This is a genomic window from Sphingomonas sp. (genome assembly GCF_048595155.1).
Classification (GTDB): Bacteria; Pseudomonadota; Alphaproteobacteria; order Sphingomonadales; family Sphingomonadaceae; genus Sphingomonas_I.
Genome location: NZ_JBMDXN010000053.1, coordinates 1 through 2,483, shown reverse-complemented (window position 1 = coordinate 2,483; position 2,483 = coordinate 1). Strand labels below are relative to the sequence as shown.

At 60.9% G+C, this 2,483-nt stretch carries 3 protein-coding genes; all 3 read left to right on the top strand.

What is annotated here, in order from left to right; all coding sequences use genetic code 11:
* On the top strand, positions 1-369 hold a 369-nt coding region (locus ACOJSI_RS08700; RefSeq protein WP_420137879.1), incomplete at its 5' end, for an ABC transporter permease subunit.
* Entirely contained in the window at positions 362-1,474 is a 1,113-nt protein-coding gene (locus tag ACOJSI_RS08695) for a succinylglutamate desuccinylase/aspartoacylase family protein (protein ID WP_420137878.1), read from the top strand. The genes ACOJSI_RS08700 and ACOJSI_RS08695, both read left to right, overlap by 8 nt.
* 17 nt (positions 1,475-1,491) lie before the next feature.
* Positions 1,492-2,250: an ABC transporter ATP-binding protein gene (locus tag ACOJSI_RS08690; protein ID WP_420137880.1), complete on the top strand. Its 759-nt coding sequence runs from the start codon at positions 1,492-1,494 to the stop codon at positions 2,248-2,250.
* The last annotated feature ends 233 nt before the right edge of the window (positions 2,251-2,483 follow it).

Here is a 2,483-nt window from a genome sequence, read left to right as displayed (position 1 = left end):
ACGCCCGCTGGAGAGATCGAGGCGGCTCGGGCGATCGGGCTCACCCGACTGCAGGTTCTGTGCGATGTCTTCTGGCCGGGCGCCTGGCGCCGCGCTCTGCCCCAATATGGCAACGAGGTGGTGCAGATGATGCACGCCACTGCCCTTGCCAGCACAGTGACCATCGTCGAGATCCTGCGCGTTGCCCGCGACGTCTACACAAATTACCTCGTCCTGCCGGAAAGCTTCGGTATGGCAGCCGTCTTCTATCTGACACTCACCATCATTCTCACCCAGACGTTCCGCCTTCTGGAGCGTCACTATCTCCGCCACCTTGACCCATGCACCAGCGCGACTAAGGTGGTGGCTGCGGAACCCATACATGCATGAACATTTCATCGATATTCCCGGACGCGGAACAGGCACCATTCATCGTCTGACCTGGTTCAGTTTCGGCGGCGGCAACGACGGTCCGCATGTCTATGTCCAGGGCGGACTGCATGCTGATGAGGGACCGGGCATGCTGGCTGCACGGCTTCTCGTCGATCGATTGATCGAAGAAGAGGGGGCGGGCAGGCTCGCCGGGCGTGTGACCGTCGTGCCGGCGGCCAATCCGCTGGCACTCGGGCAGTTCCTGCATGGGGATCAGCAAGGCCGCTTTGACCATTATGATGGCCGCAACTTCAACCGTGACTATCCGGATCTGACTGCGCGGGCGATCACGCTGGTTGCTGACAGGCTCACTGATGATCCTCAGTCGAATACGGATCGGATCCGGCAGGCGCTGCTTCAGACGCTTGAGACGATCGTACCAGCCGCGCCGAGCGACCGGCTGCGCCATGCGCTGATGCGGCTTGCTCTTCCTGCTGATGTGGTCATCGATCTGCACTGCGACGGCGAGGCCGAGGTGCATCTCTATACTCAGCCAAGTTCTCTAGAGCGCGTGCTTGCGTTGGCAGCTTTCGCCCGCTGCCGCGCCATCCTGGTCGCCGACATCTCCGGCGGTGAGCCGTTCGACGAGGCGCTGACAAAGCCCTGGGGCGCAATCGCCGCGGCCTTTCCCGGCAAACCCATCCCTCAGGGCTGCGCCAGTTGCACACTAGAACTGCGGGGACGCATGGATGTCGACCGCAAGGTCGCAGCAGACGATGCAGCGGCTCTGGTCGACTATCTCCGCTACGTTGGCGTGCTGGCTGGCCATTCGGCGATCCCGGCGTTATCGTGCGAGCCGACACCGCTTGCGGGTTCGGAGGCCCTGGTCGCACCGATCGCGGGGCTTGTCTCATATCCGGCGCCGCTCGGCCACCGCGTGCGCGAGGGCGAGGTCGTGGCCGAGATCATCGATCCCGTAACGGGCGATCTGCATCCTGTCAGGGCCAGCACATCCGGCGTCTTCTATGCGCGACCGGCCACCCGGATTGCAGAAATCCACAAACGGCTCGGCAAGATCGCCGGCGCCCGTCCCTTCCGGGACGGCCCACTCCTTAGCCCATGAGTAGACCCATGACGACCATGCTTTCCGCAAATAGCATCCACAAGTCCTTTGGTGCCGTTGAGGTATTGAAGGGCGTATCTCTGATGGCAAATAAAGGCGATGTCATCTCGATGATTGGTTCGTCGGGATCCGGCAAGAGTACCTTTCTTCGCTGCCTGAATTTCCTGGAGCGGCCGACGTCCGGGACGATCGCGCTGGACGGGGCGCCGCTTGCCTGCCGCAAGGATCGGGCGGGCGATCTCATTGTGATCGACGAGGCCGAACTTCGCGCCCATCGTGCCCGCGTAACCATGGTTTTCCAGCAATTCAATCTGTGGGCGCATATGACTGCGCGTGAAAACGTCATGCTGGGCCCAACCCGCGTCAAAGGGCTGACGCGGTCAGAGGCCGGCGAGCGGGCTGACTTCTATCTCGCCAAAGTCGGGCTGTCGCATAGGCGGGATTCCTATCCTGCGTTTCTGTCCGGCGGTGAACAACAGCGCGTGGCAATTGCCCGGGCGCTGGCCATGGAGCCGGAACTCATCCTATTCGACGAGCCGACCAGTGCGCTAGATCCCGAACTTGTTGGCGAAGTGCTGCGCGTCATGCGGAGCCTGGCGGAGGAGGGGCGCACCATGATCGTGGTCACCCATGAAATGAATTTCGCCCGCGAAGTCTCCAGCAAGGTATTGTTTTTAAGCCAGGGCGTGGTGGCGGAAGAGGGTGATCCGAAGGAGGTGCTCCGCGCGCCGCAAAGCGACCGCTTAAAGGCCTTTCTCTCGTCACAAGCGGCCTGACAGGTACACAGAGGTATAAACGCGCGAGAGCCGGGTATCATTGCTGGTCGGTCACCTTTGGACAAAAGTTGGGGCCAACAGTTCGTATCCCGTCAAGGCGAACACCGCCGCAAATTGTTTCCATTTTCAAGTTGCGGACGTAGCTTGCCGGGAAGTCTCTCCGTCACTGATTTCGAAAAATGAACCGGAAACCTCAGTCTTGAGTTTGAATTGGACGAACGGATTATTTAAAT

Bases quoted from the DNA above. Each gene is read 5' to 3' on its own strand.
- ACOJSI_RS08695 (WP_420137878.1), top strand. From the start codon at position 362: ATGCATGAACATTTCATCGATATTCCCGGACGCGGAACAGGCACCATT.
- ACOJSI_RS08690 (WP_420137880.1), top strand. From the start codon at position 1,492: ATGCTTTCCGCAAATAGCATCCACAAGTCCTTTGGTGCCGTTGAGGTA.